At 40.9% G+C, this 26,956-nt stretch carries 30 protein-coding genes; 13 read left to right on the top strand and 17 right to left on the bottom strand.

The genetic code is table 11. The annotated features are described in order from the left end of the window. Positions 1-215: 215 nt before the first annotated feature. Positions 216-1,085: a nucleotidyltransferase-like protein gene (locus tag KH400_RS19765; protein ID WP_217227622.1), complete on the bottom strand. Its 870-nt coding sequence runs from the start codon at positions 1,083-1,085 to the stop codon at positions 216-218. A gap of 151 nt (positions 1,086-1,236) precedes the next feature. Between KH400_RS19765 and KH400_RS19770 the strand changes: the two genes are divergently transcribed. Continuing rightward, positions 1,237-1,587, top strand: a complete 351-nt coding sequence (locus tag KH400_RS19770; protein WP_217227623.1) for a YgzB family protein — start codon at positions 1,237-1,239, stop codon at positions 1,585-1,587. Between the two features lie 13 nt (positions 1,588-1,600). Here KH400_RS19770 and perR read toward each other — a convergent pair whose 3' ends face one another. The 3 genes from perR to KH400_RS19785 all read right to left on the bottom strand — a co-directional run bounded on the left by perR (position 1,601) and on the right by KH400_RS19785 (position 3,481). After that, positions 1,601-2,047 (bottom strand): peroxide-responsive transcriptional repressor PerR, encoded by a 447-nt coding sequence (perR, locus tag KH400_RS19775; protein ID WP_217227624.1) that lies wholly within the window; start codon positions 2,045-2,047, stop codon positions 1,601-1,603. Positions 2,048-2,523: 476 nt separating this feature from the next. After that, entirely contained in the window at positions 2,524-2,994 is a 471-nt protein-coding gene (gene bcp, locus KH400_RS19780; protein WP_217227625.1) for a thioredoxin-dependent thiol peroxidase, read from the bottom strand. Positions 2,995-3,058: 64 nt separating this feature from the next. Then, a complete protein-coding gene (locus KH400_RS19785; RefSeq protein ID WP_217227626.1) occupies positions 3,059-3,481 on the bottom strand; it encodes a potassium channel family protein in 423 nt (140 codons plus the stop codon). Positions 3,482-3,696: 215 nt separating this feature from the next. Here KH400_RS19785 and KH400_RS19790 point away from each other — a divergent pair, with 215 nt between their 5' ends. The 3 genes from KH400_RS19790 (at position 3,697) to KH400_RS19800 (ending at position 11,188) form a co-directional block, all read left to right on the top strand. Next, positions 3,697-4,992 carry a glutamate-1-semialdehyde 2,1-aminomutase gene (locus KH400_RS19790; RefSeq protein WP_217227627.1) on the top strand — a complete coding sequence of 432 codons (1,296 nt, stop codon included), beginning with the start codon at positions 3,697-3,699 and terminating at the stop codon, positions 4,990-4,992. Between the two features lie 434 nt (positions 4,993-5,426). Beyond that, complete coding sequence (locus KH400_RS19795; protein ID WP_217227628.1) at positions 5,427-9,905, top strand: glutamate synthase-related protein; 4,479 nt, start codon at positions 5,427-5,429, stop codon at positions 9,903-9,905. A 194-nt stretch (positions 9,906-10,099) separates the two neighbouring features. Next, positions 10,100-11,188, top strand: coding sequence for an FUSC family protein (locus KH400_RS19800; protein WP_217227629.1), 1,089 nt, complete (start codon positions 10,100-10,102; stop codon positions 11,186-11,188). A 278-nt stretch (positions 11,189-11,466) separates the two neighbouring features. Here KH400_RS19800 and KH400_RS19805 read toward each other — a convergent pair whose 3' ends face one another. From KH400_RS19805 to fabL, 5 genes are all read right to left on the bottom strand, one after another. Further along, positions 11,467-13,191: an ABC transporter ATP-binding protein gene (locus KH400_RS19805; protein WP_217227630.1), complete on the bottom strand. Its 1,725-nt coding sequence runs from the start codon at positions 13,189-13,191 to the stop codon at positions 11,467-11,469. 169 nt (positions 13,192-13,360) lie between these two features. Next, entirely contained in the window at positions 13,361-13,888 is a 528-nt protein-coding gene (ntdP, locus tag KH400_RS19810) for a nucleoside tri-diphosphate phosphatase (RefSeq protein ID WP_217227631.1), read from the bottom strand. 21 nt (positions 13,889-13,909) lie between these two features. Further along, positions 13,910-14,353 (bottom strand): DUF3939 domain-containing protein, encoded by a 444-nt coding sequence (locus KH400_RS19815; RefSeq protein WP_217227632.1) that lies wholly within the window; start codon positions 14,351-14,353, stop codon positions 13,910-13,912. Between the two features lie 369 nt (positions 14,354-14,722). Then, the gene (locus KH400_RS19820) at positions 14,723-14,926 is read right to left on the bottom strand and encodes a gamma-type small acid-soluble spore protein (protein WP_217227633.1); all 204 of its coding nucleotides are present in this window, start codon (positions 14,924-14,926) and stop codon (positions 14,723-14,725) included. A gap of 58 nt (positions 14,927-14,984) precedes the next feature. Further along, positions 14,985-15,734 (bottom strand): enoyl-[acyl-carrier-protein] reductase FabL, encoded by a 750-nt coding sequence (gene fabL / locus KH400_RS19825; RefSeq protein WP_217227635.1) that lies wholly within the window; start codon positions 15,732-15,734, stop codon positions 14,985-14,987. Positions 15,735-15,929: 195 nt separating this feature from the next. Between fabL and yfhS the strand changes: the two genes are divergently transcribed. From yfhS to KH400_RS19840, 3 genes are all read left to right on the top strand, one after another. Further along, the gene (gene yfhS, locus KH400_RS19830; protein ID WP_217227636.1) at positions 15,930-16,151 is read left to right on the top strand and encodes a mother cell protein YfhS; all 222 of its coding nucleotides are present in this window, start codon (positions 15,930-15,932) and stop codon (positions 16,149-16,151) included. A 163-nt stretch (positions 16,152-16,314) separates the two neighbouring features. Then, on the top strand, positions 16,315-17,466 hold the full coding sequence (locus KH400_RS19835) for an LL-diaminopimelate aminotransferase (protein ID WP_217227638.1): 1,152 nt from the start codon (positions 16,315-16,317) through the stop codon (positions 17,464-17,466). 415 nt (positions 17,467-17,881) lie between these two features. Beyond that, positions 17,882-18,217: a hypothetical protein gene (locus KH400_RS19840; RefSeq protein ID WP_246589895.1), complete on the top strand. Its 336-nt coding sequence runs from the start codon at positions 17,882-17,884 to the stop codon at positions 18,215-18,217. A gap of 51 nt (positions 18,218-18,268) precedes the next feature. Here KH400_RS19840 and KH400_RS19845 read toward each other — a convergent pair whose 3' ends face one another. The 5 genes from KH400_RS19845 to KH400_RS19865 form a co-directional block, all read right to left on the bottom strand. Further along, the gene (locus KH400_RS19845; protein ID WP_217227639.1) at positions 18,269-18,799 is read right to left on the bottom strand and encodes a chromate transporter; all 531 of its coding nucleotides are present in this window, start codon (positions 18,797-18,799) and stop codon (positions 18,269-18,271) included. Continuing rightward, entirely contained in the window at positions 18,796-19,350 is a 555-nt protein-coding gene (locus KH400_RS19850; protein ID WP_217227640.1) for a chromate transporter, read from the bottom strand. The genes KH400_RS19845 and KH400_RS19850 overlap by 4 nt, the downstream gene beginning before the upstream one ends. A gap of 112 nt (positions 19,351-19,462) precedes the next feature. Beyond that, positions 19,463-20,221 carry an SDR family NAD(P)-dependent oxidoreductase gene (locus tag KH400_RS19855; RefSeq protein WP_217227641.1) on the bottom strand — a complete coding sequence of 253 codons (759 nt, stop codon included), beginning with the start codon at positions 20,219-20,221 and terminating at the stop codon, positions 19,463-19,465. A 58-nt stretch (positions 20,222-20,279) separates the two neighbouring features. After that, positions 20,280-21,362, bottom strand: a complete 1,083-nt coding sequence (mutY, locus tag KH400_RS19860) for an A/G-specific adenine glycosylase (protein WP_217227642.1) — start codon at positions 21,360-21,362, stop codon at positions 20,280-20,282. A gap of 9 nt (positions 21,363-21,371) precedes the next feature. Then, positions 21,372-21,689 (bottom strand): hypothetical protein, encoded by a 318-nt coding sequence (locus KH400_RS19865; RefSeq protein WP_217227643.1) that lies wholly within the window; start codon positions 21,687-21,689, stop codon positions 21,372-21,374. 306 nt (positions 21,690-21,995) lie between these two features. Between KH400_RS19865 and KH400_RS19870 the strand changes: the two genes are divergently transcribed. Next, positions 21,996-22,976 (top strand): metal-dependent hydrolase, encoded by a 981-nt coding sequence (locus KH400_RS19870; protein ID WP_217227644.1) that lies wholly within the window; start codon positions 21,996-21,998, stop codon positions 22,974-22,976. A 148-nt stretch (positions 22,977-23,124) separates the two neighbouring features. Here KH400_RS19870 and KH400_RS19875 read toward each other — a convergent pair whose 3' ends face one another. Continuing rightward, a complete protein-coding gene (locus KH400_RS19875; RefSeq protein ID WP_217227645.1) occupies positions 23,125-23,385 on the bottom strand; it encodes a YfhJ family protein in 261 nt (86 codons plus the stop codon). 91 nt (positions 23,386-23,476) lie between these two features. Here KH400_RS19875 and sspK point away from each other — a divergent pair, with 91 nt between their 5' ends. Both sspK and KH400_RS19885 read left to right on the top strand, forming a co-directional pair. Then, positions 23,477-23,626, top strand: coding sequence for a small, acid-soluble spore protein K (gene sspK, locus KH400_RS19880; RefSeq protein WP_217227647.1), 150 nt, complete (start codon positions 23,477-23,479; stop codon positions 23,624-23,626). 39 nt (positions 23,627-23,665) lie between these two features. After that, positions 23,666-23,812 carry a YpzG family protein gene (locus KH400_RS19885; RefSeq protein WP_217227648.1) on the top strand — a complete coding sequence of 49 codons (147 nt, stop codon included), beginning with the start codon at positions 23,666-23,668 and terminating at the stop codon, positions 23,810-23,812. A gap of 50 nt (positions 23,813-23,862) precedes the next feature. On the opposite strand, the gene KH400_RS19890 is transcribed toward KH400_RS19885, so the two are convergent. Together KH400_RS19890 and recX are read right to left on the bottom strand one after the other, a co-directional pair. Further along, positions 23,863-24,177: a YfhH family protein gene (locus KH400_RS19890; RefSeq protein ID WP_217227650.1), complete on the bottom strand. Its 315-nt coding sequence runs from the start codon at positions 24,175-24,177 to the stop codon at positions 23,863-23,865. 115 nt (positions 24,178-24,292) lie between these two features. Next, positions 24,293-25,096, bottom strand: coding sequence for a recombination regulator RecX (gene recX / locus KH400_RS19895; protein ID WP_217227652.1), 804 nt, complete (start codon positions 25,094-25,096; stop codon positions 24,293-24,295). A gap of 104 nt (positions 25,097-25,200) precedes the next feature. Here recX and KH400_RS19900 point away from each other — a divergent pair, with 104 nt between their 5' ends. From KH400_RS19900 to KH400_RS19910, 3 genes are all read left to right on the top strand, one after another. Beyond that, a complete protein-coding gene (locus tag KH400_RS19900; RefSeq protein ID WP_217227654.1) occupies positions 25,201-26,106 on the top strand; it encodes a TIGR01777 family oxidoreductase in 906 nt (301 codons plus the stop codon). A 186-nt stretch (positions 26,107-26,292) separates the two neighbouring features. After that, the gene (locus KH400_RS19905) at positions 26,293-26,403 is read left to right on the top strand and encodes a YfhE family protein (protein WP_217227655.1); all 111 of its coding nucleotides are present in this window, start codon (positions 26,293-26,295) and stop codon (positions 26,401-26,403) included. An 87-nt stretch (positions 26,404-26,490) separates the two neighbouring features. Beyond that, entirely contained in the window at positions 26,491-26,646 is a 156-nt protein-coding gene (locus KH400_RS19910) for a YfhD family protein (protein WP_217227656.1), read from the top strand. Positions 26,647-26,956 lie beyond the last annotated feature (310 nt).

Below are 26,956 nucleotides of genomic sequence, written 5' to 3' on the forward strand. Positions count from 1 at the left end.
AAATAATAATTGACGAGATATCATGTATCTCTTTTTCGCTTGGCTTTTTGTTCAGTTTTCAAAGAACAACCATGTCGGCTAACAGCGACTTTTATAATGTATCACCGCAAGATCTCTTTGTCAACATTTTTAAAACAAAAAGTTATGAGTGAATTTCGCTTTGTTCGTCAGCGACAAGATATAATTTAGCACATCCAAAAAACAATGTCAACAAATCATTTATATTTTTTATAAAAGCGATGAAAGATTCCTTTTCCTTTCGTTTCAATACGAATCACTTCCACTAAATCTTTTTTCGCTAAATGGTTCAGCAACAGTTCAAGATCTAGGGCATAGTCAACAACCTCTGTTTGATTCATCAACTCAGAGAACGACCACACTTCTTCTTTTTGACCCATCACTTCTAATAAGTGAGTAGCACCTAACGATGTTTTCGAACTCACCGCAAACTCATTGGCAATTAACAATAACTCGAGTCGTTTATCAATTGGCTCTTCTCCAACGATCAGTTCTTCATACAATTTATAAATTTGCGGTTCAATGCTTTTCACTTGCTTCCATACCGTAACCTCAGGGAAAAAGCCGTGTTCGATGACAGCTAATCGAGCAAGGTGGTGCAACGCATGCATAATGTTATTAAATGCATCGAAGTAATGCTCTGCCTTGTACAATTCTTTCCCATCCTCGAAGCGGCGAATTAATTTGGCAAACTCGATCCCAATCTTCTTCTTGCGGTCTTCTAACGGAAAGTCATTAATCCGTTCTCTCAGCGTACTTACAAATTCATTGCGATCGAATAAAATTTTCCCATGAAAGACCCAATCGATCACTCGTCTATTATTGCCAGTGATCAACCAATTATACAACAACTCTTCATTTACATAATGAACAGCCACTTTCATAGAGCGGAACTCATAGTGTTTAACAAACCAAGACTCACTCTTTTTACTGCGTACAATAAGAAGAACAACATCAAACAAATCCGTTATCGATTCCGATACCTTCTCTTTTTCAACAATAAAGATCCCTAATGTCTCTGGCTCACTAGCCTTATCTTGATATAACTGTCTTAACAAATCCTCCATAACGGTACCCCTCTCCCATCTTCGGACACACTCTTAATGAATTATTTTCGACAATAATGAAATAAACCCTTTTGTAAATTCAGCAATTCTTAGACAAGGTGATTTTTTCTCTGTACACACTATGCTATACTTTGTTCTAGGAGGGAAACGAATGGCGAAGCAAACGAGTAAAATAAATAAAGTACGAACATTTGCACTTGGACTTGTGTTTATCGGAATCATTATTATGTACGTCGGGATCTTCTTTAGAACCTCTCCAATCATGATGAGTGTGGCAATGCTACTAGGTTTTCTATGCGTCATCGCAAGTACAGTGGTCTACTTCTGGATTGGAATGCTATCAACCAAAACCGTTCAAGTCACATGTCCTACCTGTGAAAAAACGACCAAAATCCTTGGACGAGTCGATTCTTGCATGCATTGCAATGAACCATTAACACTAGATCCTTCATTAGAAGGAAAAGAGTTCGATGAAAAATACAACAAAAAAATAAAAAGCTGAAGGCTCGCGGCTTTCAGCTTTTTAATGTAGGGCTCTCCTCTGAACACTCAGGACAAACCCCGTAAATCTCCATTCTATGACTCTTCACTTTAAATCCCGTAACATGCTCAGCCAATGTTTCAACTTCATCCAGACCCGGATAATGGAAATCAACAATTTTCCCGCACTCTTGGCAAATGACATGATAATGATCCGTTGTCACACAATCAAAGCGGCTAGAAGCATCTCCATACGTCAATTCCTTAACAAGGCCCACCTCTTTAAATACACGTAAGTTATTATAGACAGTGGCTACACTCATGTTCGGGAATTTACCTTCTAACGCTTTATAAATGTCATCCGCTGTCGGATGGGTCATTGATTCAAATAAGTATTCGAGTATGGCATGACGCTGCGGGGTCATGCGAACCCTTGTACTCTTCAATGAGTCTATCGCTTCCTGCAGGCGATGATTTGACATCGTCATGCACCTCACTTTCAAACAACGATTCTTACTTTATAATGTTTATAAACAGTATAGTATAGACCAACTTCGCTTGTCAATGTTAACACTGTTCGTATAATCGATTGTTTCCTATTATTAATAACCGTCCCTTTGTATCAGAATATGTTAGGGTCGTGATATTGATGATAGTAAAATTATCCCCAACTCTAAACATTCCTATGTGACAATATCGACGCGAACCTTCTATAAGTCACTTCTAGGAAGCGCACTGCAATCTCCTTTACCTTCACCTGCTCGCCTTCAACCCAAAAACAAAAAAAGACTGGGGCAAAAGGTTAGTTTACCTTTCCGTCCCAGTCTCAAAGCAACGAGCGTGACCGCCATCATCTTTTAAAATCCAGATATGAGCGAGTTTCTCACAACGGACATGTGGCGAGTGAAGCCATTGCCAATCATTTAACTCGTTTTGTCTCGATCGCCCCTTAAGACGTTTACGATAAATTTTCTTTCACGAACGTAAGCGCTTCTTCCACATGGTTTTTCACACGAACCTTGCGCCACTCTTTTACAAGCTTCCCTTCCTTATCAATCACGAAGGTTGATCGCTCAATCCCCATATATTCTTTACCGAAATTTTTCTTTAGCTTCCATACATCATATGCCTCTGCTACCGATTTATCCTCATCCGCTAGCAATAAAAATGGCAGGTTATGCTTTTCAATAAACTTCTTATGTTTTTCAACTGGGTCCGGACTTACGCCAATAATCACCGTATCAAGCCCTTCAAAGTCCTCACTGCGATCTCTAAAATCACAAGCCTCAGTCGTACATCCAGGTGTCATATCTTTTGGATAAAAATAAAGCACAACGTTCTTCCCACGAAAATCAGATAATCGCACTTCTTCTCCATTATTAGCTACACTCGTAAACTCCGGTGCAGGTTGTCCAACTTCAACAGCCATCCACATCTCCTCCAAACAAATAGTAGTCTATCTATAGATTAACCAATCTCCATAACTGTTACAACTATTCAGAACTTTTTTCGTTGTAGATGACGGTTGTGACAACAAATGCAGCTGGCAAGACATACCCAATCAGTGCTTGTACCATCGCAATCGGTCGACCGATCCCAAGTGGCGTAATATCACCATAGCCGACAGATAATAAGGTTACGGCACTAAAGTACATCACATCTTCAAGCAGGTGTATGAAATATCCACCCACCCTCCGTTCCCCTTCAGTCAGAACGGCAAAGCCCATCATTTCTAATGCCATATATAAACTTCCAAATGCAATAATGATGGTCAAATAGACGAGAAGCAGGACAATAAAATTCCGAAGTGATACGCGTCGACCTCGCACAGGGTGATTATTCAGTAATAATAACAAACTCATGATCACCCCTATGACCGCTAGTACCATCACAACAAAGATTATCAACTCACCCATCAATCCCCACCTCAATTAAAGTTATGCTTATCCATCTGCAATTAGGACAAAAAGCTTCTAACTCACATCGAGACTGCTGAAAAAGTAACAGGCAGGGGAATGAAAAAGTGAATTCCACACTTTTTCATTCCCCTCCTCACATCACCTCTATTTTCATTCCAAAAAATGCTACAATAGAACAGGAGATGGCAGTTAACGAGGAGGATACACATTATATGAAAATCACGAACTCAGAACGTCTTTTTGAAGAAGCAAATGAACACATCCTAGGTGGTGTCAACAGCCCTTCCCGTTCGTTTAAAGGCGTCGGCGGTGGCACTCCTATTTTTATGGAAAAAGCTGAAGGTGCTTACTTTTGGGATGTCGATGGAAATGAATATATCGATTACCTAGCAGCTTACGGTCCGATCATTACCGGACATGCCCATCCCCATATTACGAAAGCAATCACGAAAGCCGCCGAAAACGGAACATTATACGGAACACCAACGGTACTTGAAAACCAATTTGCAAAAATGCTAAAAGAAGCGATCCCTTCATTGGAGAAGGTTCGATTTGTAAACTCTGGTACCGAAGCCGTTATGACAACGATCCGGGTCGCGCGTGCTTATACAGGTCGCGATAAAATCATTAAATTTTCAGGTTGTTACCACGGCCACTCAGACCTAGTCCTAGTAGCCGCAGGGTCAGGACCTTCCACATTAGGTACTCCGGATTCCGCCGGTGTGACAAAAAGCATCGCCAAGGAAGTCATCACTGTTCCCTTCAATGACATTAACGCTTATGAAGAAGCGATGAATAAATGGGGCGATGAGATTGCAGCCGTTCTCGTTGAACCAATTGTTGGTAATTTCGGCATCGTTGAGCCAAAAGAAGGCTTCCTTGAGAAGGTCAACGATATCACTCATAACGCTGGTGCTCTTGTCATTTACGATGAAGTCATTACGGCCTTCCGCTTCATGTATGGCGGCGCTCAGGATTACCTAAATGTTAAACCGGATATGACCGCACTCGGAAAAATTATCGGTGGTGGTCTACCGATCGGAGCTTACGGCGGACGCCAAGATATTATGGAGCAAGTCGCACCACTAGGCCCTGCTTATCAAGCCGGGACAATGGCTGGTAATCCTGCCTCAATCAGCGCCGGGATCGCATGTCTAGAAGTTTTACAGCAAGAAGACGTATATGATGAATTGGACCGATTAGGGAAACGGTTAGAAGACGGTATTTTAGCGCATGCAAACACGTATAACCTCCCCATCACCGTCAACCGACTCAAAGGTGCCTTGACCGTTTACTTTACAGAAGAAACTGTGAGCAATTATGAACAAGCCGAAAATAGTAATAGCGAACAATTTGCTCGGTTTTTCAAGTTAATGTTAGCCAACGGGATTAACCTCGCTCCTTCAAAATACGAAGCTTGGTTCCTAACTACCGCTCATACAGATCAAGAGATCGACAAAACCCTACAAGCGGTAGAACATGCATTTCAAGAATTCAATAATGCATAAATATACACTCTTTATAACAGGTGGACAGATGTTCACCTGTTAACTTTTTTAACATGAGTTTTGAAAACGTTTACAAATCAAGGGTTTCCTGACCTCGAGGCTTCCTCCATTCCCCTCTATTAATTACCATCAATTCTAAAAATTGAATAAATACGATTGATTTTATTCAACTATGGTGATATACTTACTTACACAATTCAGATAATTACAATATTAATTATCTGAATTGATCTTCATGTTGGAAAAGCTAACAACATGAAAAGTCTGTTCGAAAAGTTAACAAATGATAGAGGGTTGCAAACGCCAAAGACAAACAAAGCCTTTTTGTGTCCATTTTTTGTAAGAAGATTTGACAACTGTTTTCGCAAATTTGCCAACTTTTCGAACATGTACTTTATTTACAGGAGGTGAAGGTCAGATTACTGGCCAGTCAAATGAAAAATTGGAATCCAAGCACGTTTAAAGATTATCGAAATGTTGAACACGATAGCTGCGGTATCGTCTCAGTAATGGAAAAGAAACGAATCCCAACAAAAAAGAATATCGACGACTGTATTGATGCTTTAGTTAAAATGAACCATCGCGCTGGTTTTATTAACGAAGAAGGCGATGGTGTTGGCGTTCACATTGATATCCCACGAGTTCTTTGGAAAGAAAAACTAACAAATGCTAACCAAGACCCTCAACACGTTGACCGCCCAGATTTTAGTGTGGGACATATCTTTATCGATAAAGAAGCGAACACACAAGAAACAAAAGCTAGGATTCTAGCTCACATTCAAAACTATGGTCTAGAGCTTGTCTATGAAACGGATCAAGTAACAAATTCTGATGCACTAGGTCCATTAGGGAGAAGTGAAGAGCCTGTCTTCTGGCAACTGGCCCTTCTACCAACTAACAATACTACGAATATTAACCAAACATTATTTAATCTACTTCTTGACATTGAGACAGACAAACTCGTCCATGTCGCATCTCTAAGTAACTATCATACCGTGTATAAAGTGATGGGTGCGGGCGATGTTTTACCTCGTTTTTATCATGATTTAGCTAATCCTCTCGTTGCATCAACGATGACATTAGGACATAATCGTTATTCAACGAATACATTATCAAACTTTTTCCGCGTTCAACCATTTAGTGTGATCGGCCACAATGGTGAAATTAACACGATTGCAAAGCTTCGTGACGAAGCAAAGATGATCGATGTACCACTTGTTGATGGTGCAAGTGATTCACAAGATCTAAACCGCGTCATCGATACGTTAATTTCTAGACATGGCTACACTCTATTTGAGGCACTAGATATTCTATTTCCACCGATTATCAATGAAATTAAATCATTACCAAATCACCTGCAAGATTTATATGCATACATTCGTGAAGCATGGGGTCACTTTGCTCAAGGACCAGCGGGTATTATCTCTCGTTACGGCGATGAAGCAGCATTTAGTGTTGATTCATTAGGTCTACGCCCGGTATGGATGCTCGAGAGTGAATCTTCTTATTACTTCGCTTCTGAGCAAGGGATCATTTCTTCAACTGAGTTTGTTGCCGAACCAAAACCACTTGCTCCGGGAGAGAAAGTCGGACTTAAATGGAATGAAAATGATACGTTAGCTGTTTATTCTCAAAACGATTATCAAGAGGAAGTCTATAAACGAATGAACGGACGTCTAAACCTTGATGACAGCCGTAGCCGTCTCGAAACACCAGAACTACCAGACCCTCAAACGGTTGCATTACAAACAGATGTTCATAATGGTCACTACGCCGCATTCGGCTGGGATCGTGAACATGTTCAAATGGTTGAGCAAATGGCAGACAAAGGTGCCGAGCCGATCCGTTCCCTTGGACATGATGCACCGTTAGCGTCTCTTCATCAAGGGCGCAAAAATGTGGCAGATTTTATTAAAGAAAGTGTCGCTGTTGTTACAAACCCTGCGATTGACCGCGATCGCGAAACGGAACATTTCTCTACACGTGTCGTTTTAGGTAAACGTCCATCTCTTTTTGAGAAAGAGCCGACACATACAAACATTGAACTGATTTCGCCACTTGCGATTGAAGGACCAGCTGGACGTGCAATTGCCAAAGAAACTGGCAATCCGTCTTATGACCAAATCGTTTCATTATATAAGGATAAAAAAGAGATTTACTACCTCTCAACGACGTTTTCAAACGATGAGACCGTTGATGAAGCGCTACGCCGTTTAGTTGATGAAGCGTCAACCGCGATTAACGATGGTGCCTCATTACTTGTTCTAGATGACGAGAAGGCTCATACCGATAATCATTTATGGCTCGATCCTCACCTTGTTACATCGGCGATCGATCAAGGTTTGACAGAAAACCAGCTTCGTCGTCATTGTTCCATCGTGACTCGCTTTGGTGCGATTCGTTCATTACATGATATCGCGGTGTTGTTCGGCCTCGGTGCTGATGTCATTAATCCATACATTATGTTTGCAACGGTACACAGTGATGATGATACATCTGCACTTAAGCTTTACGAATCTTTAAATAAAGGCTTGGAAAAAGTCATTTCAACCATTGGTATTCACGAACTACGAGGCTATGGACGTTTATTCTCAGCGATCGGCTTAAATAATAAAATCGCTGAATTACTTAACATCGTTAACTTCCTAGGATCTGATGAACTGAGCTACAACTTTACCGAAATGAAAAACGATGCGCTTGCTCGTATCGAAGAATTCACAAATGAAAAAGCACGCCCTGGGAAGTCATTCCATTTCTTCCCGCGTATCTGGAAAGCTATTGGAGACATCGCTTCAGGGGCATCCGATTATAGCACGTACCGTGATAAGCTTGGTCAGCAAGAGGAAAAGAACCCGATCTCAATTCGCCACTTAGCTGATTTAAAAGAGGTTGAGTCTACTGTTGATCAAGAAAAAGTAAACTTAAAAGTAAGTAATCATGATTTACCATTTATTATTAGTTCAATGTCATTCGGGTCTCAAAATGAGATTGCTTTCCGCGCTTATGCTGAAGCTGCTGACCGTCTCAACATGATCAGCTTCAATGGTGAGGGTGGCGAAATTAAGGATATGCTTGGAAAATATCCGAATACTCGTGGTCAACAAATTGCCTCGGGACGATTCGGGGTTAATGCCGAGCTATTGAACTCTTCTAACCTACTAGAAATCAAAATCGGTCAGGGGGCAAAACCTGGTGAAGGTGGTCACTTACCTGGTTCGAAGGTTACTGAAAAAGTTGCCGCTGCTCGTAATGCGACAACAGGATCAGATTTAATTTCACCATCGAACAACCATGATATTTATTCTATCGAAGACTTAGCGCAAATCATTACTGAAATTAAGACAGCCAATGACCAAGCAAAAGTCGCTGTAAAAGTTCCTATCGTACCAAACATCGGAACAATCGCTGTTGGGGTTGCGAAAGCTGGAGCGGATTATATTACATTAAGTGGTTTTGACGGTGGTACGGGGGCTGCTCGTGTTCATGCCCTACAACATGTTGGCCTTCCTGTTGAAATCGGTGTAAAAGCTGCACACAATGCCCTTGTTGAATCAGGACTTCGTCAGCAAGTTGAACTATGGGCAGATGGCGGTATCAAGAGTGCTCTTGATGTTATGAAAGTTATGTTACTAGGTGCAAACCGTGTTGGCTTCGGTACTTTATCAATGATCGCTGTCGGCTGTACAACGTGCCGTGGCTGTCACTTAGATACGTGTCACGTTGGTATTGCGACGCAAATTGAATCAGAAGAACAAGCAAAAGAGCATGGGTTACGCCGCTTTGTTCCTCGTCAATTTGATACAGCAGTTACAGGACTTACTAACATGTTCACAGCGTTTGCTAAAGAACTACAAGCGCTCGCAGCTTCACTTGGGTTTGATTCTGTTCAAGATGCTGTCGGTCGATCTGACCTGCTTGTGCAAAACCGCGGGAAAGATTTAATCAATTTAACGACCATGCTACAGACAATCCCAGCGCAAACAGTGCCACAATTACCAAAAGTAAGCCAAGAACAAAGCGAAGAACAACAATTAGCTGTTGCAGCTGGTGCTGAATACCTTGATTATCATGTTGAGGATTTAGCTAAATCACGCGAGTTTTCAAGCGTAACTGCTGATCAGCGTGTACTAGGCAGTCGAGTATCTTGCCACCGTGTCCGCGGAAAACTAGATGGTTCCTACCGCAAGCTACCAGAAGTTAACTTAAGCTTCAGAGATGGCTCGATCCCTGGAAATGGTCTTGGTGCTTATAATAGTGATGGCATTGCGATTCACGTGGATGGCGGTGCTCAAGACGGCATCGGGAAAACATCGTTCGGCGGTACATTCATGATCTTCAAATCAAAAGGAAAAGACGGAAAGTATTACAATGGTTCTGTCGGTAAAGGCGCAGGTTATGGTGCTCAACAAGGAACATTTATGATCCAAGGAAACGCCGATGCACGTGCTGGTATCCGCCTTTCTGGAGCTGATATGATTTTTGGTGGCCGTCTAACTGAACCACTAAAACAAAACCATCGTGCAAATCTCGGTACAACTGCAAACATCAAAGGCTTTGCATTTGAATATATGACCAACGGTCGAGGAATCGTCCTTGGTGATCCAGGTCCATGGATCTGTGCCGGAATGACTGGCGGTGTCGTTTACTTACGCCATCAGCCTGAATTAGGATTAACGAAAGAAGCTCTCGTAGCACGAATTGCTAAAGGGGCGAAGGTTGAAATTCAACCATTATCTACTGAAGGACTCGATGATGTCAATGAGTTACTAACAAACTATCGTGATCGTCTCAAGCAGTACGGACAAGATGACGAGGCCGAAGTTATTGAAGAGCTTCTTCAAGACCCTGCTGAGAACTTCCTACAAGTCATTCCACTCAAACAACAAGCAGATCCATCTGTTTCAACAGAATAAAACAACATGAGGGCTGTCCGGTAAGGGCAGTCCTTTTCCTTTGAGTACCGAACAGGATCAGGTTACATTTTTTACTTCCTCTTAAAAGCTTGATTATTCTTGTATAACGGTGTATAGTACCTTAATTGTACTCATAATTTCTTTATGATCGCGTTTTTACACTATAGTACGTACAGGAAAGGACATCGTTAGTTATGAAACTCGGTGCTCGGATTTTTAAAACGGGATTGGCGGTTGCTTTATCGCTTTATTTGGCTACTTTTCTTGGATTTGAACCAGCTATGTTCGCGGCATTAGCCGCTACTTTTGCGATTCAGCCTTCCATTCACCGTACATTTCAAACAATCCTAGAGCAAGTCCAAGCGAACATTATCGGAGCTGTACTAGCGGTTATTTTCGTTATTACACTCGGTGATGAACCATTTGTCATTGGATTAGTTATTGTTATTGCCATTGCCATTGTTTTGAAACTAAAACTTGAACCATCAACAATTCCGTTGGCCATTGTGACCGTGATTATTATTATGGAAAGTCCATCGGAAAACTTCGTTGAATTTGCATCATTACGATTTTTACTTATTCTAATCGGTGTATTGGCAGCCTTTATTGTGAACTTAGTTTTTATTCCACCACGTTACGAAACAAAACTATACTACAAAAACATCAATCTCACTGAGGAGATTATCCGCTGGATCAATCTTGCTACACGTCATGATGCTGATCCACAGGCACTTAAAAAGGATATCACAAAACTTAATGATAATATGATCAAGTTAGAGAATCTTTACCTTTTTTACAAAGAAGAACGTAATTACTTTTTAAAAACAAAATACGGAAAAGCACGTAAGGTTGTTCTCTTCCGACAAATGTTACTAACATCAAAAAAGGCATTATTTGTTCTAAAAAATCTGGAACGCCGTACCCACGTGCTTCAACAGATGCCTGAGTCATTACAAAGACTGATCCAAACACAGCTAGATGAGTTAACAATCTATCACGATCGAATTTTACTACGCTATGTAGGAAAAGTTAATTCTGAAACAACGACAGAAACGATCGACGAAGTAAACAGTGGAAGCAAAGATTTAACAGAATTATTTATGGATTACTACAACCACCCAGACATTAACCGTGAGGATTGGCTCCATGTCTTCCCAGTCATCTCACAAATTCTTGAATACCATGAGCAACTCGAACATTTTGATCACCTCGTTGAAACGTTTTTCAACTACCATAAGGAAGACAACCAAGCCAATGTCCAAGAACCCGAGGATGATCATTAAAGAAAAAGCAATCGTTAGACCGAACCTCTATCCTTCAACACCGTGGTTCGGTCTCTATTTTTATCCTCGTCAGGTATGTGGATCCGAAACCCTACTTAAAACCAAGAGACTGGGACTACAGGTTGTTTTTTTACCTTTCGCCCCGACTCCTTGACGATTATTTCCCTTCACTCAGGCAGATCCACCCTCATCAAACGAGTTCAAGAAATCTATCCATTTAAAAAAGCCCTACGATGACCGTTCTTTCTCATCGTAGGACTTTCTGTTCCATAAACTTACTAATTCAATTGTTGCACTTCAAATAATTTATGATAACTTCCACGTTTATTCATTAATTCATGGTGATTCCCCACTTCGGATATTTCCCCATCCTCGATCACAACAATACGATCCGCATGTGTAATTGTTGATAACCGGTGAGCGACGATAAATGTTGTGCGATCTCTCGCTAAAATCGCTAAGGATTCCTGAATTAAATGTTCACTTTCAAGGTCAAGCGCAGATGTTGCTTCATCGAGAATTAAGATCGGTGGGTTTTTCAAAAACACGCGCGCAATCGCAATGCGTTGTTTTTGTCCGCCAGATAACTTCACACCTCGTTCTCCAACCTCAGTATCATAACCATTTGGTAGATTCATGATAAAATCGTGAGCATTCGCTGCCTTTGCTGCTGCGATCACTTCCTCATCTGAGGCGTCTGGGTTTCCCATCAAGATGTTAAGTTTGACAGAATCACTAAATAAGATATTATCTTGTAACACCATTCCAATTTGCGATCTTAAACTTCTAACATCATAATCGCGAATATCCTTACCATCAAGAACGACCCTTCCCCCTGTTACATCATAGAAGCGTGAGATCAAACTTATTAACGTACTTTTTCCACCACCACTCATACCGACAAGGGCAATCGTCTCTCCTTGTTTGACATGAAGGTTTAAATCTTTTAGTACCGGTGCCTCATCTTCATCATAATGAAATGTAACATAGTCAAAGTCAAATTCTCCACGAGCATTCTTCACTTCAATCGCATTTTCACGATTTTTTATATCATACTTCTCATCAATAAATTCAAACACACGGTCCATTGATGCAATCGCTTGCGTTAATGTTGTCGAGGAGTTGACTAATCGTCGTAACGGATTATACAGTCTCTCCATATAAAGGACAAAGGCCGTCATCGCCCCTACCGTTAAATCACCCGTAATTACGAAATAACCAGCCACTAAAATGACCAGTAATGGCGCAAGGTCTGTAATCGTATTAACAACGGCAAACGTCTTCGCATTCCACCTCGTATGATCAAGTGCTTTGTTTAGAAAATGTTGATTTCTCTTATCAAAGTTTGTTTCCTCATAATCTTCTAAAGCGAAACTACGGATCACATTCATCCCTTGTACCCGTTCATGAAGGTGCCCTTGAACTTCAGCCAACGCTTGTGAACGAACTCTTGTTAAGTGACGTAACCTTCCATAGAAGTATTTAATTGAGAATCCATACAGAGGAAACAATGAGATCGCGACGAGTGTGAGCCAAACATTCATATTAAGCATAATAATAATTGCAATTAAAATCGTTACCATATCAAGCCAAATATTCATTAAACCGGTGATGACAAAGTTTTTTGTCTGTTCAACATCATGAATGACACGGGAGATAATTTCTCCTGCTTTTCGATTTGAGTAAAAACGTAGACTCAACTTCTGAATGTGTGTAAATAATTGATTACGAATATCATATAAAATTTTACTCCCCGTCCATTGTGCAAAGTATTGACGATAATACTCTACTGGCGGGCGCAAAACTAGAAAAATAAACAGCATAATCCCTAATGCATAGTATAGTGATGAGAGTTTCTCTGAGTCTGTTAAATCCGGAGCAGCAATGATATCATCAATCACATACATGACAATCAATGGTGTCATTAACGGGATCCCAAATTTAAATACACCAATAACCAATGTAGCTAAAATAACTTTCCAGTAAGGTTTTACAAACTGCATATAACGCTTAATACTACCCAGAAACCATCACCTCTCGCCAATTGTACTTAAAGAGCACGTTCAAACGGGTGGGCCCCCTCTTTTTTGAACAGACTCTTAAATATAATAAAGCCTGCATCTACAGGCTTTGATTACTTCATCATGTTCAGTCCATCACCATTCTTGTCAATTATCGGTATTGCAAAAAACGCTCATACCACATTTCTACAAATTGAGGTGAAAATGGACCTTTACGCTGGTGGATCCACGAGATCAACTCTTGGACATTTCGTTGTAAAATCGTATCTATGACCTTTGGATAATTCATCTGTCTACGATGAAGTTGATACTCGTCTTCATCAAGTAATTTATACGTCATATCTGGGAACACTTTAATATCTAAATCGTAATCGATATATTTTAAAGCCTCTTCATCCCATGTGAATGGAGACCCTAAATTACAATAATAATAAATACCGTCAGCACGGATCATACCAATTGTATTAAACCATTGTTCCGAATCGAAATAGCAAATCGCCGGTTCTCTCGTACGCCATTGTCTTCCATCAGACTCTTTAACAAGAATACGATCATTTCCACCGATGACTACTTTTGACGTCCCCTTTAATATAACCGTTTCTTCCCAAATGCGATGAATTAATCCATTATGCTTGTAGCTTTGGATTTGGATTTTACTCCCTGTTTTTGGGAAACTCATACTTTTCTCCTTTCTAGTTTGTTAAGATTCCGGACGTCGATGTGTAACTAAGTGGTCTTTGACCTCTAAATACAGTTCAAACTCTGGCTCTTCCTTCAAATAGTTTCTAATCATATAGTAACTGATTTTATTATCAGGATTTCCAGGTATGACTGGTAACTGCTTCGTTTCTTGTATATATTGATCAACCGCTCTTTGGACTTGATCGATCGTTCGCGGCAGATCTGGTGATTCAAAAACCTCAAACGTTTCCTTAGACATATAGTAAGTACGCTCTGGGATCGCTTTTAAAAATGGCTTTAGCAATTCATAGTTAATGCTACAGTCATCATTAATAAACGAACGAAGTGAAACGCCCATTGGCAGCTCATTTGCGCAAGTCGTAATCGCTTGTCTTATGTCGTCAATCGAAACGTCTACAACCGGATATTCCTCCTTTGCTTTCTTCTTTTTTTTAAAAAACATCGACTGCTCCTTTCATCAACCCTTTTATTCGTACCATTTACCTGTGTGTGTTTGTTCACCTGTTAACTTATTATCCTTTTTATTATACATCGTTCTAATTTATTTTGAAACGCATACGGTTTAGAAAAATCTGCTCTTCTCCTATTAACAGCAGTCACCGCACCCATCTATAAAAATTTAATTTGTTCTTTTGCCCTACCTTCCGCTAATATCCTTCTCTTCCCTCGCTCAGAACTTCAATCCTAAGGCGGCGCGAGTAAGCCGCCTTCATCCGCTTTTCTCCTCTGCTAGCGCACTCCGAACCCATTACAACTACTAAAAAAGCACCTCCTGCTGTTACACAGGAAGTGCTTCTTGTAGAGCTACGTATTATTGACCAGCTTGGTTGTTTGAAGACTGCTGACGCTTACGTTGCTCAGACTGTTGATTTTGTTGTCTTACTTGTTGAGCATCTGTTTCGCTAGCAAATTCGGTGTTTTGCCCTTGAGCAGATGCTGCATTTTGTTGTCTCACTCTTTGTGCATTAGTTTGAGACGCTTGGCTTTGAGCTTGGTTTGGATTTTGGTTTGCCATTCGTATCACCTCCACATGAGTTAATCTAACCAGGAAGTGATTTTTTTATCCAAATTTCTTACGTTAATAATGAAATTCCGCCATCAATAATGAGCGTTTGCCCTCGAACCATCGATGCTTCTTCTGACAATAAGAACATTACACCGTTGACAAGATCCTCTTTCTCAACGATTCTTCCAGCTGGCGTTCGTTCTTTTGCATCTTGTAATAACTCATCACGGTTTGGGAAGTGAGTGAGTGCATCCGTATCGACAGCACCACCTGAAACAGCATTAACGGCAATGTTCATAGGCGCCAGTTCGACTGCTAAATAGCGTGTTAATGATTCTAATGCTGCTTTTGACACACCGATCGTTGTATAATTTTTCAAGTAGCGGATCGAACCGAGTGAGCTTAAACTGACAATCGCCCCACCACCATTTTTCTCCATTCGCTTAGCCGCTTCTTGGGCACAGAACAGCAACGCTTTACTGTTGATATTCATCGTCCAATCCCAATGACTTTCTTCAATTTCCATAACCGGGCGCAACACCCCTGATGCAGCATTGTTGACGAAAACATCTAGGCGACCAAAATGCTCATCAATTTGTGCAAACATCTCTTTAATTTTTTCCGGCTTACCGACATTTGCTTTGACAACAAGGACGTCACTGCCTAATTCCTCTAATTCTGCAGCTGCCTCTAATGCTGCCTTCTTGCTTCTTGCATAATTGACAACAATATCATAGCCTTGTTTAGCAAGACGAATTGCAATCTCTTTCCCAATTCCCCTACTACTTCCTGTAACTAGCGCTACTTTACGATCCATTATTTTCCTCCAATCACATTTTTGTTATGTATCGTCTAAGTTTACTACATGCAGTTAAAACCATCCAGTAAAGACCAAATCAACGCCTTATTATTTCTACATATCATCGTCCATTTCTTTGTATACCACCTCAGCCATTTACAAAAGCTAATCTAGAACAATGTGTATAGCTCTGAATGAAGAGGGGGATGCCATATGTATGTTGGCCGTGACATGACTGAATTAACAATGATGTCAAAAAAAGACTGGACAGATAAAGAACTCGCTTACTTTCATAAAAGTTTGCAACAAATGGTTCCTTATTTAAATAGTGAAGGCGTTACGATTCACCGTGAGATTATTGAAGAGATTGAATCAAGAGGCGGATTTAAACACGATGCCAGTGCTGAACACGGAACAAGAATCCAATACGAATAATGCTCCTGAGGATGATGCAAAACCTATGATTTTGCTCGTCCTCCTTTTTTGTTTGCGGAAACAATATGAATTTTCCCCATTTTCGATTAAAATGAAAAGAAATAGTAAAATGCCTTTCCAATGAAGAGGTTAGATTTCGACAGAGAAAACCGGGGGATTTTTTATGATTAAACCGTCAAACAAACTAAACAATTTAGCAACAAGTGTCTTTAGTGAATTAGCTGCAAAGAAAAACGAAAAATTACGTCAAGGTCAAGATATGATTGACCTGAGCATCGGAAGTCCAGATTCACCACCACCCGCATTTGTTAAAGAGCACTTAGCCCAATCTGTGCTTCGTGATGACCAATATGGCTACGCAATTAATAGTACGGATACGTTTAATGAAGCCGTCTGCCATTATTATAAACAGCGCTTTGATGTCGAGGTTGCTACAGACGAAGTTCTACAACTAATCGGATCTCAAGATGGACTTGCCCATATTGCTCTTGCTTATCTAGACAAAGGTGATGTGATTATCGCGCCAGATCCTGGCTACCCCATATATTCGGCTTGCGCCCATATCGCTGGAGCAGAGCTTTATCAGGTGCCTGTCAATGAGAGCAACAACTTCAAGCCAAGCCTGGATGAAATCCCAGCAGATATTAAAAAAAGAGCAAAAATAATGATCTTTAACTATCCAGGCAACCCAACGTCAGCCCTTGCTGATCAGACCTATTTTGAGGAGATTGTTGAGTTTGGTCTTACACACAATATTCTAGTTATTCATGACTTCGCCTATTGTGAACTAATTTTTGATAATCAAAAACCACTCAGCCTTTTAGCCGTGCAAGATGCGAAAAAAACGGCGATTGAATTTAACTCCCTATCAAAAAGCTTCAATATGGCAGGCGCTCGCATCGGTTATGTGATTGGTGACCCAACCTTACTGCAACCACTGGCAACGATAAAATCACACCTCGATTACGGCGTTTTTCATCCAATTCAATCCGCAGCTGCAGCAGCATTGACGAGTGATTATCAATTTCTAGATGAGCATCGTAAGACATATGAAAAGCGACGCAACATTTTTGTTAAAGAGCTACATACTCAGGGTTGGAGCGTTCGCACGCCTCAAGGTGGGATGTTTGTTTGGGCAAAAACCCCACAGCAATACACATCCCTAGACTTCTCGCTTGAAGCGATTGAAAAAGGGGTTATCGTCACACCTGGTCATGCTTTTGGCTCAGAAGGTGAAGGGTACGTACGAATTGCCCTCGTTCAAGAAGAACAACGTCTCCAAGAAGCTGCCAAGCGTTTAGCATTATTACTATAAAAAAGGGGCTTTATTGAAATTCAATTGGACTAGTAACGTCTGCACCGCAATCGCGGTGCTTTTTTATTAAAAAAAGAAATAATCAACAACAAACAGACTACAAGAATGATACTTTCCTTGCTTTTCAACCGCGTTTTGTCCTTCATCGCCTTCATGAAGGACATTTCTCATCCTTTTCTACCTCAGTTTGTCTTTCATCACCTCCATGAAGGACATTTCTCATCCTTTTCTGCCTCGGTTTGTCCTTCATCGCCTTCATGAAGGACACTTTCCACTCTTCTCTTCCTTGTTTTGTCCTTCACTGGCTTACTGTTACTTTTATGAGCCTTCTTTTTTGTTATTCTTGTGGGTATGTTTCAGTGAAATTGTAGAAACTATCGGTAAGTAGAATTTTACTAAAAAGGTGGGGACATCATTGGCAGCTGATAAAGAAATTTATTACGTTAATTTAAACCCAATTAGTATGGAAGATCTTAATGTAACAAAAATCGACGACCCTGGCTTGATCCAATATGAAATTGAAGCTACCCCTGAAGAAGCGCATGATTTGCAAGATTTGCTAAAAGAAGTACAAACTCACGACCTTGAATTACGCAACTTATTTACATTCCGTCATTTTAAAGACGAGTTCCTTGATGACGATAGTAATGAATTTCAAAATGGCTTAGATCATGTCTATCAAAAGCTTTATGAGTTAGGTACACCAAAAACTAAACAACAAATTGAAGAGATTCACCTCCGAAATCAATAAAGAAGTCGCACGAACGCGACTTCTTCTCTTTATATTGGATAACAACCTGATCTATCCTAAAAATAATGCACCATAAACAAGCGCACCGATAATCACAAAGGCAGGATGAATTTTCCACCTTTGTAATAATAAATAACTAACAATAACTAACAATAACGTTTGCCAAATCCCAACATCACTATATGAATTTGCAAAGAAACGATACGCTAATAATCCGAGTAAAACCGCAATCGTCGGACGAATAAATAATGTCATCGACTTCACTTTCGGTGATTCCTTAAACTTATTTAAGAGTCCTAATAACACGATCATTAACACTAGAGACGGCGCAACGGTTGCAAAAACACCGACAGATGCACCTAAGACCCCAGCTTGGTCATATCCAATGTAGCCTGCCATTTTTGTGGCAATTGGACCAGGTAAAGCATTGCCAAGCGCCAGAACTTCAGCAAATTCATCTACCGTTAGCCACTGATAGCGTTCAACGACTTCGTATTCAATTAGTGGAATGGAAGCCGGACCACCACCATAGCCAATGATTCCCGGTATAAAGAAGGCAAGAAAAATTTCAACATAGGTCATCTTTCTCCCCCTTCCATCCCTCTCACTGGTCCATATAAGGCGATGAGCAGTAGAGTGACGATAATAATCCCTGGGTGTACATCGATAAGGCCTATAGAGACAAAGCTTAAAAGAAAGAGAACACCACTCTTCAGCCAACCTAAACCAGCCTTTGCCTTCTCAAAAAAATCCCACGTCAGCACTGCCATCATCACACCAACAACAGGTACAACAGCTTTTGTCATCCCTTGTACCCATGCTTGATCGCTAAAGGAAGCAAGAGAGGTTAACAAAAGAATTAATAAGCCAATCGTTGGCACGACTGTCGCAATAATTGCATTGATCATGCCGAGAACACCCGCGACACGATAACCGATATACCCTGCCATTTTCGTAGCGATCGGTCCAGGCAATGTATTCCCAATGGCGAGAATATCGGTAAATTCCTCAGCATCCATCCACTTATATTTCTCTACTACTTCCTTATGGACGAGTGGGATTGAGGCTGGTCCACCGCCATAGCCCAACAACCCGACTCGAAAAAAAGCCAAAAAGAGTTTCCCCTGCTCCATCTTAACTACCTTCTTCCTTACTTGGAATTAGATGTTTTTAGATTAGCCTCATATCCTCTGACTTCCTCTCATGATAGCGATAATTAAATGAAGGTATCAGTAAACAGTTTTATTAAAAGTTCGAATTTGACTGACCACCATCGACATTAAGGCTTGCACCAACCACCCATGACGCCTTCTCTGACGCTAGGAACACAACGACATTGGCCACTTCCTCAACCGTCCCAAATCGCCCTGCTGGAATTTCACTAGCGACAAACGACTCGATTTTTTCAGGATTTTCATCTAAACGCTTTTGCCAATTCCCTGTTGGGTGTAAAATCGATCCTGGAGCCACTCCATTGACACGGATACCATCTTTAATTGCCTCATCAGCCAATGATTTCGTAAAACTAATCATTGCTGCTTTCGCGCTATTATAGGTCGGTTTTCCACCAGACTCTCGCCCGAAAATCGAAGAAATATTAATAATGCTTCCATTTTGTTTCTGCTTCATCACCGGCATTGCAAGTTGGCTAAAATCGACAGCAGAGAAGTAGTTCAGCTGCATCGCTTCTTCAAACAACGATAAGTCAGTCTCCGCTACAGTACTCCCATTACTACCCCCAACATTATTAATAAGAATATCAATCGTTCCAAACGTTTGCATAAACGACTCGAATGCACGTGTGCGTTCTTCTCTCTTCATAAGGTCTGCTTGAAAAACTTCAACAGTCCCTAGTTCCTGCTTAATCTGATCAAGTCCTTCTTTAGACCGAGCGATAACGCCAACCTTGGCATCTTCTCTCACAAATGCTTCCGCAATCCCTTTGCCGATTCCTTTAGAACCTCCTGTAATCAGCACCGCTTTCCCTTCTAAACTTAACTCCATGCCTGACCATCTCCTTTTTAGTTTGTTTCTAGGCTTTCACTTATGTTTCCTTCTCCATTTATTTGACGTTTTGTTCAATGATTTTTTGATGGGAAACCGGAAATGGGTATTGACCAATCTCCGTTTTACTTACCCATCTCAACTCATCACTCTCATTGCCTTCATTTAATAATTCAGTTTGATAAACAGAGATGTTCCAAACTAAATGTGAAAAAACATGTTCAACTGTCTGTACCTTTTTTCCAACAGTGACATTTACACCATAATGTTCGGTCAGAAAATCTTTTAGGACTTGCTTCTGATCAGCACTACCTGCTTCCGTATTCGGAAACTCCCACAATCGTGCTAACAATCCTTCACTAGGACGACGATGAATTAATACTTGTCCCCATTCATTTTCAATCACCGCAGCTACCAATTGTTTCCCTTTTGGTTTCTTCTTCTTCGCTTTTACTGGGAGTTGTTCCTGAATACCTTCTTGGTACGCTCGACAATGGGCTTGAACCGGACAGATTAAACAACCTGGTGATTTCGGTGTACAAATTAACGCTCCAAGCTCCATTAATCCTTGGTTAAACTCTGATGGTTTATCTGCAGAAATGAGGCTAGTGGTTACATCTTCAAATAATTTTCTCGTCTTTTGTTTTGCAATATCTTCCTTTATTAATAAAATTCTCGAGAGAACCCGCATTACATTGCCATCGACAGCTGGTTCAGGTTTGCCATAAGCGATGCTCAAAATCGCACCAGCTGTATAAGGTCCAACGCCTTTTAATTTTGAAATCTCTTTTTTCGTATCAGGAACCTGACCACCATAGTGCTCAGACACTTCTCGGACAGCCGTTTGCAAGTTACGCACGCGAGAATAATAACCTAATCCTTCCCAAGCCTTTAGGACTTGCTGTTCTTCTGCCTCTGCTAAGGCATCAATTGTCGGGAACTTCTCCATAAACTGCTGATAATAAGGAATCACTGTATCAACTCTCGTTTGTTGTAACATGATTTCCGATACCCAGACACGATATGGATCTTGATTTTCTCTCCATGGTAAATCTCGTTTATTCTCTTCAAACCAAGTTACTAAATCCTTTTGAAATTGACGAATATTAAAATCCTCTAGTTGTTCATTACTCACAAGCATTTCCTCCACTTACGATCGATTCACTTTTGCCTGAAAAGCCCAACAATGGATGCTTTTTAACCCACCCTCAACCATAGGCCCAATTTGGCTAAATAAGTGATGTTCATCAGATTGACGTAATTTTTTCAACGCTAAATAATGCGATTTGGTTGGCACTTTAAACATTTCTACATATAAATATGGTTGATCGGTAGCGATAAACCATTGGATATCACTTGCTTCAAACTCTGGCAGCAGATCAACAACCTTTTCCATGACCTCTTCATATTCTTTTACTTTTGTTGGCTTTACTTTATATTCGATAAAAATTTGTAAACTTTGTTCCAACTTCAAATTCCCCCTTTTTAAGAAAGCGAATTTCGGGTATAAATAAAGTATGTAAAATAAGAGCGTGTTCAAGACCACGATGTTTTATCACACACCACGTGGAATTGGCAATGGCTCCGCACGCTACTCACCTCTAGGAGAAAGCCACTCCTAGAGGTGAGTAGCGGCTTCGCTCATTGCTACGGGACTGTTCAAAAAAAGAAAAAAACATTTTTTTTGAACAGTCTCTAAAGAATCCTCATACGAATCGCATTATTTTTGCACTTTTATTTTATTAGTTCCCCAGCAAATAAGGAGGTTCAGTTCATGGATACAGGAACCCATGTCGTTATGGGGATTGCTATCGGCGGACTTGCTACACTTGATCCAGTCGTAGCGAATGATCCGATCGTAAGACAAACCGTGATGATTGGCGCTATTATTGGGTCACAAGCTCCCGATTTTGATACGATTTTAAAATTAAGAAATAACGCCGTCTATATACGAAACCACCGTGGAGTGACTCATTCGATTCCAGCAGTCATGCTCTGGCCACTTTTAATTACAGGTGGCATTGCACTGTTTGAACCGGAGACAAACCTACTCCACCTCTGGCTTTGGACGTTTTTAGCTGTGATTTTACATGTTTTTGTTGATATTTTTAATGCGTACGGGACTCAGGCTCTTTCACCATTTAATAAAAAGTGGATCGCGCTTGGGGTCATCAACATCTTTGATCCATTTATATTCATTACCCATTTGATCGCGATTGTACTCTGGCGATATGGTGCAGATCCTGGTTTGACCTTTCTAACCCTATACATCATGTTAATTTTTTATTACATTTGGCGGTTCAAAGCGCGAAACAATGTGATTGCTCATGCACAGCGGCTTGCTTCAGATGCAACACATATTTTTATTTCACCGACATTTAAATGGAATCAATGGCATTTAGTCATACGCACACCAGAGATTATGCAAGTCGCCGAATCTCGAAACCATACGATTAACTTTTTTGAAAGCTATCCATTTGAACCGATACCGAATATCCCGATTATTGAAGCCGCCAAAAAAGATTCAAACTTGGCAGCCTTCCTTTCATTCTCGCCCGCCTATCGCTGGGAAGTTGAGGAGAAAGAGGACTATCACGAGGTACGATTTATCGATTTGCGCTATCGCAGTAAAGGGCATTATCCATTTGTCGCGATTGTCCAACTTGATGATGACTATAATATTATTAGTTCATACACCGGTTGGGTGTTTAGTGAAGAAACATTGCAAAAGAAATTAGAAATCGCCACGCAATAAATGAAGACCACACATAGAGGCTGGGACAAAAGGTTGGTTTTAACTTTTATCCCAGCCTCGAAGCGTTGAGCGTAACCGCCACCATCTTTTAAAAGCCCGGTGTGAGTGGGTTCCTCACAACGGGCTTGTGGCGAGTGAAGCCATTTAACTAGCTTTCCTCGTCCTTTTTTAGGTGTTTGAATTTTTTATTTTGACTCGCATAGCGATGCAAATGTGGTCCATAATTTTCGATCCAACGCAAGACGATTTGTTCTGTCATCTCTTTCCCGCGGTATTCTCTACCTGCTTTTGCTCTGGTCGCTTCAAAATCCTCCCACATGCCTTCAACCCAAGACCTTGCTTCTTCATATGAAAGTTGATTATTTTTTTCAAGCAGTCGTTTCGTTAGTTGATCAAATTGTTCATTCATGCTTCATCCCTCTTTACATCATTTTCTAACATAAGTAAACCACTCACGTGTGATACTAGGCTTGTACCGATTAGAAAGGAGGTTTCACCTCATGCGCAACAAAGAAAAAGGCTTTCCTAATCGGATCAGCTTCTCGGATCCGCGGGCGCGAGCTGAATACTCATCAAAACGTGCCAATGGTACGATTCAGACTCAGCCTCAGGAGCGAATGAATCATGCAAATCATCACCGAGAACAGTAGTTAACGCGCAAGGTATGGATAATTCAGGAGGTGCTTTTTGTGGGTAAGGATTTCAAACGAAAGTATCAAAACCCTTTCCAGTCTCCACGAGCAAATCCAAAGCATGCATTCCATCAAGTAAACGGTGAAACCCAACAAAGCCTTCATAACTATGTCCTACAAGTTCAAACGCGTAAGCGATCATAGTTATGACGAAGAGAAGTAGGCCACCCTACTTCTCTTCTTTTCGTGTTGTGTCATTTCACTTTTTCTTTAAGGAGTGATATCGGTACAGCTTCTAGTTCGCTTTGATCATTTCGATATCCCCACGCAAACGTTCCATTTAAATATGAAATTGTAAACGTATTATCGTCTTCATCTAAAATGTACGTTTCCTCAGGATTAAAATCATTTGGATCTAGCAAGTATGCTTTAGCCATCACCATTTTTCGTTCATAGACAGCAAACTCACTAACCATCCCCATTTGCTCAGCTTTTTTCGCTTTTTCATTCAAGAGTGCAATTTCTTGGCGCAATTCATGTTCTTCCATTTGACTATAGCGTTTTTCCATTTTTACCGCCTCCACAGGCATTTTTCCTCTTTTATTATAGTCGATTTTCAAAACAGTGACAAAGGTTCGATGTAGATAATAAGGAAAAAGTTAGTACCTAACCCTTTCTTGCTACTCAATCTTCACACTTCAAATAGCGATCAATCAAATCAAGCGGAAAACCTTTCCGATACAAAAACTGTTTCATCCGCTGTTTATATTCATAACCGTCATATTTAGCATAACGCTTTTTTACCTTATTCGCTTGAATGAGTAATGCCTCCCATTCTTCACCCTCGTCTTTTTCAATTTCAACCTGTGCTATCGCTTGGTGGATTACTTCCATTGAAAAGCCTTTACTTGCCAAAACCTCCGAAAGCTTTGCTTTTAAGGCTTTTTCTGATAAGCGTGCATATTGGTTTGATTTTTTTTCTAACAATCGGACAGCCGTTTCGATTTGTTGCCCCAGAGGGTACTGAGTTAAGCTTTTTTCAATGTCTTTATTTGTAATTCCTTTTTCAATTAATTCTTGTCGTATCACTCGCGGCCCTTTAGCCGTGGTATTCATGCGGCTTCGTACAAACGCATTTGCAAAAGCTAAATCATCAATATAACGATAGTCGTTTAGTTTTACGATCACCTCATCAATAACAGCCGGCTCAATTTCTTTGCCTGCTAAATACTGGCTAATCTCTTTTTTGGTTCGCATCCGATAAGATAAGTAATTGATCGCTAAATTAAATGCTTTCTTAACACCATCGTCATAAAAAATATCCCGTAACTGCTCTTCGGAAAGTTTGACTCCTTTTTTTAAATGGTGCTTGATTAAAACATCCTGATCAACACTAAACCCAAACTCCTCACCACTGCCGCGATCAATAAAAATATTAAAACGCTCGGTGTTCTTTTTTTGTGTTGTGATTTTTGTAATTACTACCACTTGTCATTCACCTCAATCTCCTGCCAACTACCAGTTATGGTAAGATAAAACTACAACTCATGCGAATCATTACGAACCTAGTTACTTGTTAGGAGGTTACTCACATGAACATTGTTATTGCTGGCGGGTCCGGCTTTATCGGTTCTGCACTGACAGAAAGGCTCACCGAAAACGGACATCATGTCTATATACTAACACGTTCAACAAACAAAAGAAGTTCTTCCGAGAAGGTCACCTATCTTCAATGGCTAACAGATACTCCCTTTTCAATAGAAGAAATCGGAAAAGTTGATGCGGTTATTAACCTGGCCGGGGAATCGTTAAACAGCGGGAGATGGACAAAAGAACGAAAACAACGGATCGTCACAAGCCGCGAAACAGCAACTCGTAAGCTCATTGAACTCATAAAAACTCTCGATCATAAGCCACCGGTATTCATTAATGCTTCTGCGATTGGCTACTACGGCTTTTCTCAAGACGAAATGTTTACAGAACGTACACAAAGTGATCAACATGACTTTTTAGCCACTGTTTGCAAACAATGGGAACACGAAGCAAGTAAAGCCGAAGACCTCGGCATACGAACTGTTTATGCACGTTTTGGGCTTGTATTAGATAAGAAAAACGGTGCACTTCCACAGATGTTGACCCCTTACCGATTATGTTGTGGTGGTACCGTAGGCTCTGGTCGCCAATGGCTTTCGTGGATTCATATTGAAGATGCCGTTCGTATACTGGAATTTGCCTTAACCAATGAGAACATAGCTGGCCCACTAAACCTGACAGCTCCTCACCCAGAGCAGATGAAGCCCTTTGGTCAAACGATCGCCACTGTTCTCAGGCGACCACATTGGCTCCCCGTACCAAGCTTTGCGTTACAAGCCCTATTAGGTGAGATGAGCGTTCTCGTGCTTAAAGGACAAAAAGTTCTTCCGGAAAAAGCACTTACTAACGGCTACCAATTTCAATATCCTCATCTAAAAGGAGCCCTCCAACACCTCTTGCGATAAAAAGGTTTCAAAAAGTCCGAGTTGGTTTGCTTGGGTGTTGCTTTGACTTTAGCCAGCTGGTTCTTTTTGTCCCCCTTTTTAAACCACGTTCTATAAATTCCACTCACTTTTATGAAAAAATTGGGATATTTTTTCATTTTGTAAGGCAAACTATAACTACTACCTATAGAAAGTGAGGGAATAACATTGGCAAACAAAAAGCGTCGTCCAAATGAGGAAAGAAAAACATTAAGTAAAGCACAAGAAGTAAGATACCAGTCTGATTTCAAGGCTGCAGACCGAGCAGCGCGCAGATGATACTCATATTGCTTGCGATAATGAGCAAACTATTTCTAGGTGAGAGCAAGTCCACTCACCGGTCATTTTGCAAAAGGAGGCAAGCTTATGAGTAAAAAGAATAACAACCAAACTCAACATGCCCCTCGATCGATTGAACCTGATGGAAAAGACATTGAATTCTCGAAAGAATTAGCTGACCATGATGATATGGAGGCACTTGCACGGTCAGAAGCAGCAGATCGCCGCGCAAAACAGAAATGATTCTGAAATGCGTGAGGCGCCCGCTCACCGGCGACCAGCACTGCAGGGCTGGCAAGCAGAAGCGCTTCTTTGCTTCTCTTGACAGTCCGAAGTGACCTCGAGCCGATGGCGCCTGAGCTAGACAATTCTGAAATGCGCAAGGCGCCCGCTCATCGGCGACCAGCACTGCAGGGCTGGCAAGCAGAAGCGCTTCTTTGCTTCTCTTGACAGTCCGAAGTGACCTCGAGCCGATGGCGCCTGAGCTAGACAATTCTGAAATGCGCAAGGCGCCCGCTCATCGGCGACCAGCACTGCAGGGCTGGCAAGCAAA

It is taken from the genome of Desertibacillus haloalkaliphilus (assembly GCF_019039105.1).
Classification (GTDB): domain Bacteria; phylum Bacillota; class Bacilli; order Bacillales; family KJ1-10-99; genus Desertibacillus; species Desertibacillus haloalkaliphilus.

What these genes read in the sequence shown, in the direction of transcription:
- KH400_RS19790 (WP_217227627.1), top strand. Translation starts at nt 3,697, where the DNA reads ATGAAAATCACGAACTCAGAACGTCTTTTTGAAGAAGCAAATGAACAC.
- KH400_RS19910 (WP_217227656.1), top strand. Translation starts at nt 26,491, where the DNA reads ATGAGTAAAAAGAATAACAACCAAACTCAACATGCCCCTCGATCGATT.
- KH400_RS19765 (WP_217227622.1), bottom strand. Translation starts at nt 1,085, where the DNA reads ATGGAGGATTTGTTAAGACAGTTATATCAAGATAAGGCTAGTGAGCCA.
- KH400_RS19785 (WP_217227626.1), bottom strand. Translation starts at nt 3,481, where the DNA reads ATGGGTGAGTTGATAATCTTTGTTGTGATGGTACTAGCGGTCATAGGG.
- mutY (WP_217227642.1), bottom strand. Translation starts at nt 21,362, where the DNA reads ATGCTTGTGAGTAATGAACAACTAGAGGATTTTAATATTCGTCAATTT.
- KH400_RS19870 (WP_217227644.1), top strand. Translation starts at nt 21,996, where the DNA reads ATGGATACAGGAACCCATGTCGTTATGGGGATTGCTATCGGCGGACTT.
- KH400_RS19795 (WP_217227628.1), top strand. Translation starts at nt 5,427, where the DNA reads ATGAAAAATTGGAATCCAAGCACGTTTAAAGATTATCGAAATGTTGAA.
- KH400_RS19850 (WP_217227640.1), bottom strand. Translation starts at nt 19,350, where the DNA reads ATGGAGCAGGGGAAACTCTTTTTGGCTTTTTTTCGAGTCGGGTTGTTG.
- KH400_RS19770 (WP_217227623.1), top strand. Translation starts at nt 1,237, where the DNA reads ATGGCGAAGCAAACGAGTAAAATAAATAAAGTACGAACATTTGCACTT.
- KH400_RS19815 (WP_217227632.1), bottom strand. Translation starts at nt 14,353, where the DNA reads ATGTTTTTTAAAAAAAAGAAGAAAGCAAAGGAGGAATATCCGGTTGTA.
- KH400_RS19855 (WP_217227641.1), bottom strand. Translation starts at nt 20,221, where the DNA reads ATGGAGTTAAGTTTAGAAGGGAAAGCGGTGCTGATTACAGGAGGTTCT.
- KH400_RS19805 (WP_217227630.1), bottom strand. Translation starts at nt 13,191, where the DNA reads ATGCAGTTTGTAAAACCTTACTGGAAAGTTATTTTAGCTACATTGGTT.
- bcp (WP_217227625.1), bottom strand. Translation starts at nt 2,994, where the DNA reads ATGGCTGTTGAAGTTGGACAACCTGCACCGGAGTTTACGAGTGTAGCT.
- KH400_RS19890 (WP_217227650.1), bottom strand. Translation starts at nt 24,177, where the DNA reads ATGGAAAAACGCTATAGTCAAATGGAAGAACATGAATTGCGCCAAGAA.
- ntdP (WP_217227631.1), bottom strand. Translation starts at nt 13,888, where the DNA reads ATGAGTTTCCCAAAAACAGGGAGTAAAATCCAAATCCAAAGCTACAAG.
- KH400_RS19900 (WP_217227654.1), top strand. Translation starts at nt 25,201, where the DNA reads ATGAACATTGTTATTGCTGGCGGGTCCGGCTTTATCGGTTCTGCACTG.
- KH400_RS19875 (WP_217227645.1), bottom strand. Translation starts at nt 23,385, where the DNA reads ATGAATGAACAATTTGATCAACTAACGAAACGACTGCTTGAAAAAAAT.
- yfhS (WP_217227636.1), top strand. Translation starts at nt 15,930, where the DNA reads ATGTATGTTGGCCGTGACATGACTGAATTAACAATGATGTCAAAAAAA.
- sspK (WP_217227647.1), top strand. Translation starts at nt 23,477, where the DNA reads ATGCGCAACAAAGAAAAAGGCTTTCCTAATCGGATCAGCTTCTCGGAT.
- perR (WP_217227624.1), bottom strand. Translation starts at nt 2,047, where the DNA reads ATGTCAAATCATCGCCTGCAGGAAGCGATAGACTCATTGAAGAGTACA.
- KH400_RS19800 (WP_217227629.1), top strand. Translation starts at nt 10,100, where the DNA reads ATGAAACTCGGTGCTCGGATTTTTAAAACGGGATTGGCGGTTGCTTTA.
- KH400_RS19820 (WP_217227633.1), bottom strand. Translation starts at nt 14,926, where the DNA reads ATGGCAAACCAAAATCCAAACCAAGCTCAAAGCCAAGCGTCTCAAACT.
- fabL (WP_217227635.1), bottom strand. Translation starts at nt 15,734, where the DNA reads ATGGATCGTAAAGTAGCGCTAGTTACAGGAAGTAGTAGGGGAATTGGG.
- KH400_RS19835 (WP_217227638.1), top strand. Translation starts at nt 16,315, where the DNA reads ATGATTAAACCGTCAAACAAACTAAACAATTTAGCAACAAGTGTCTTT.
- KH400_RS19845 (WP_217227639.1), bottom strand. Translation starts at nt 18,799, where the DNA reads ATGACCTATGTTGAAATTTTTCTTGCCTTCTTTATACCGGGAATCATT.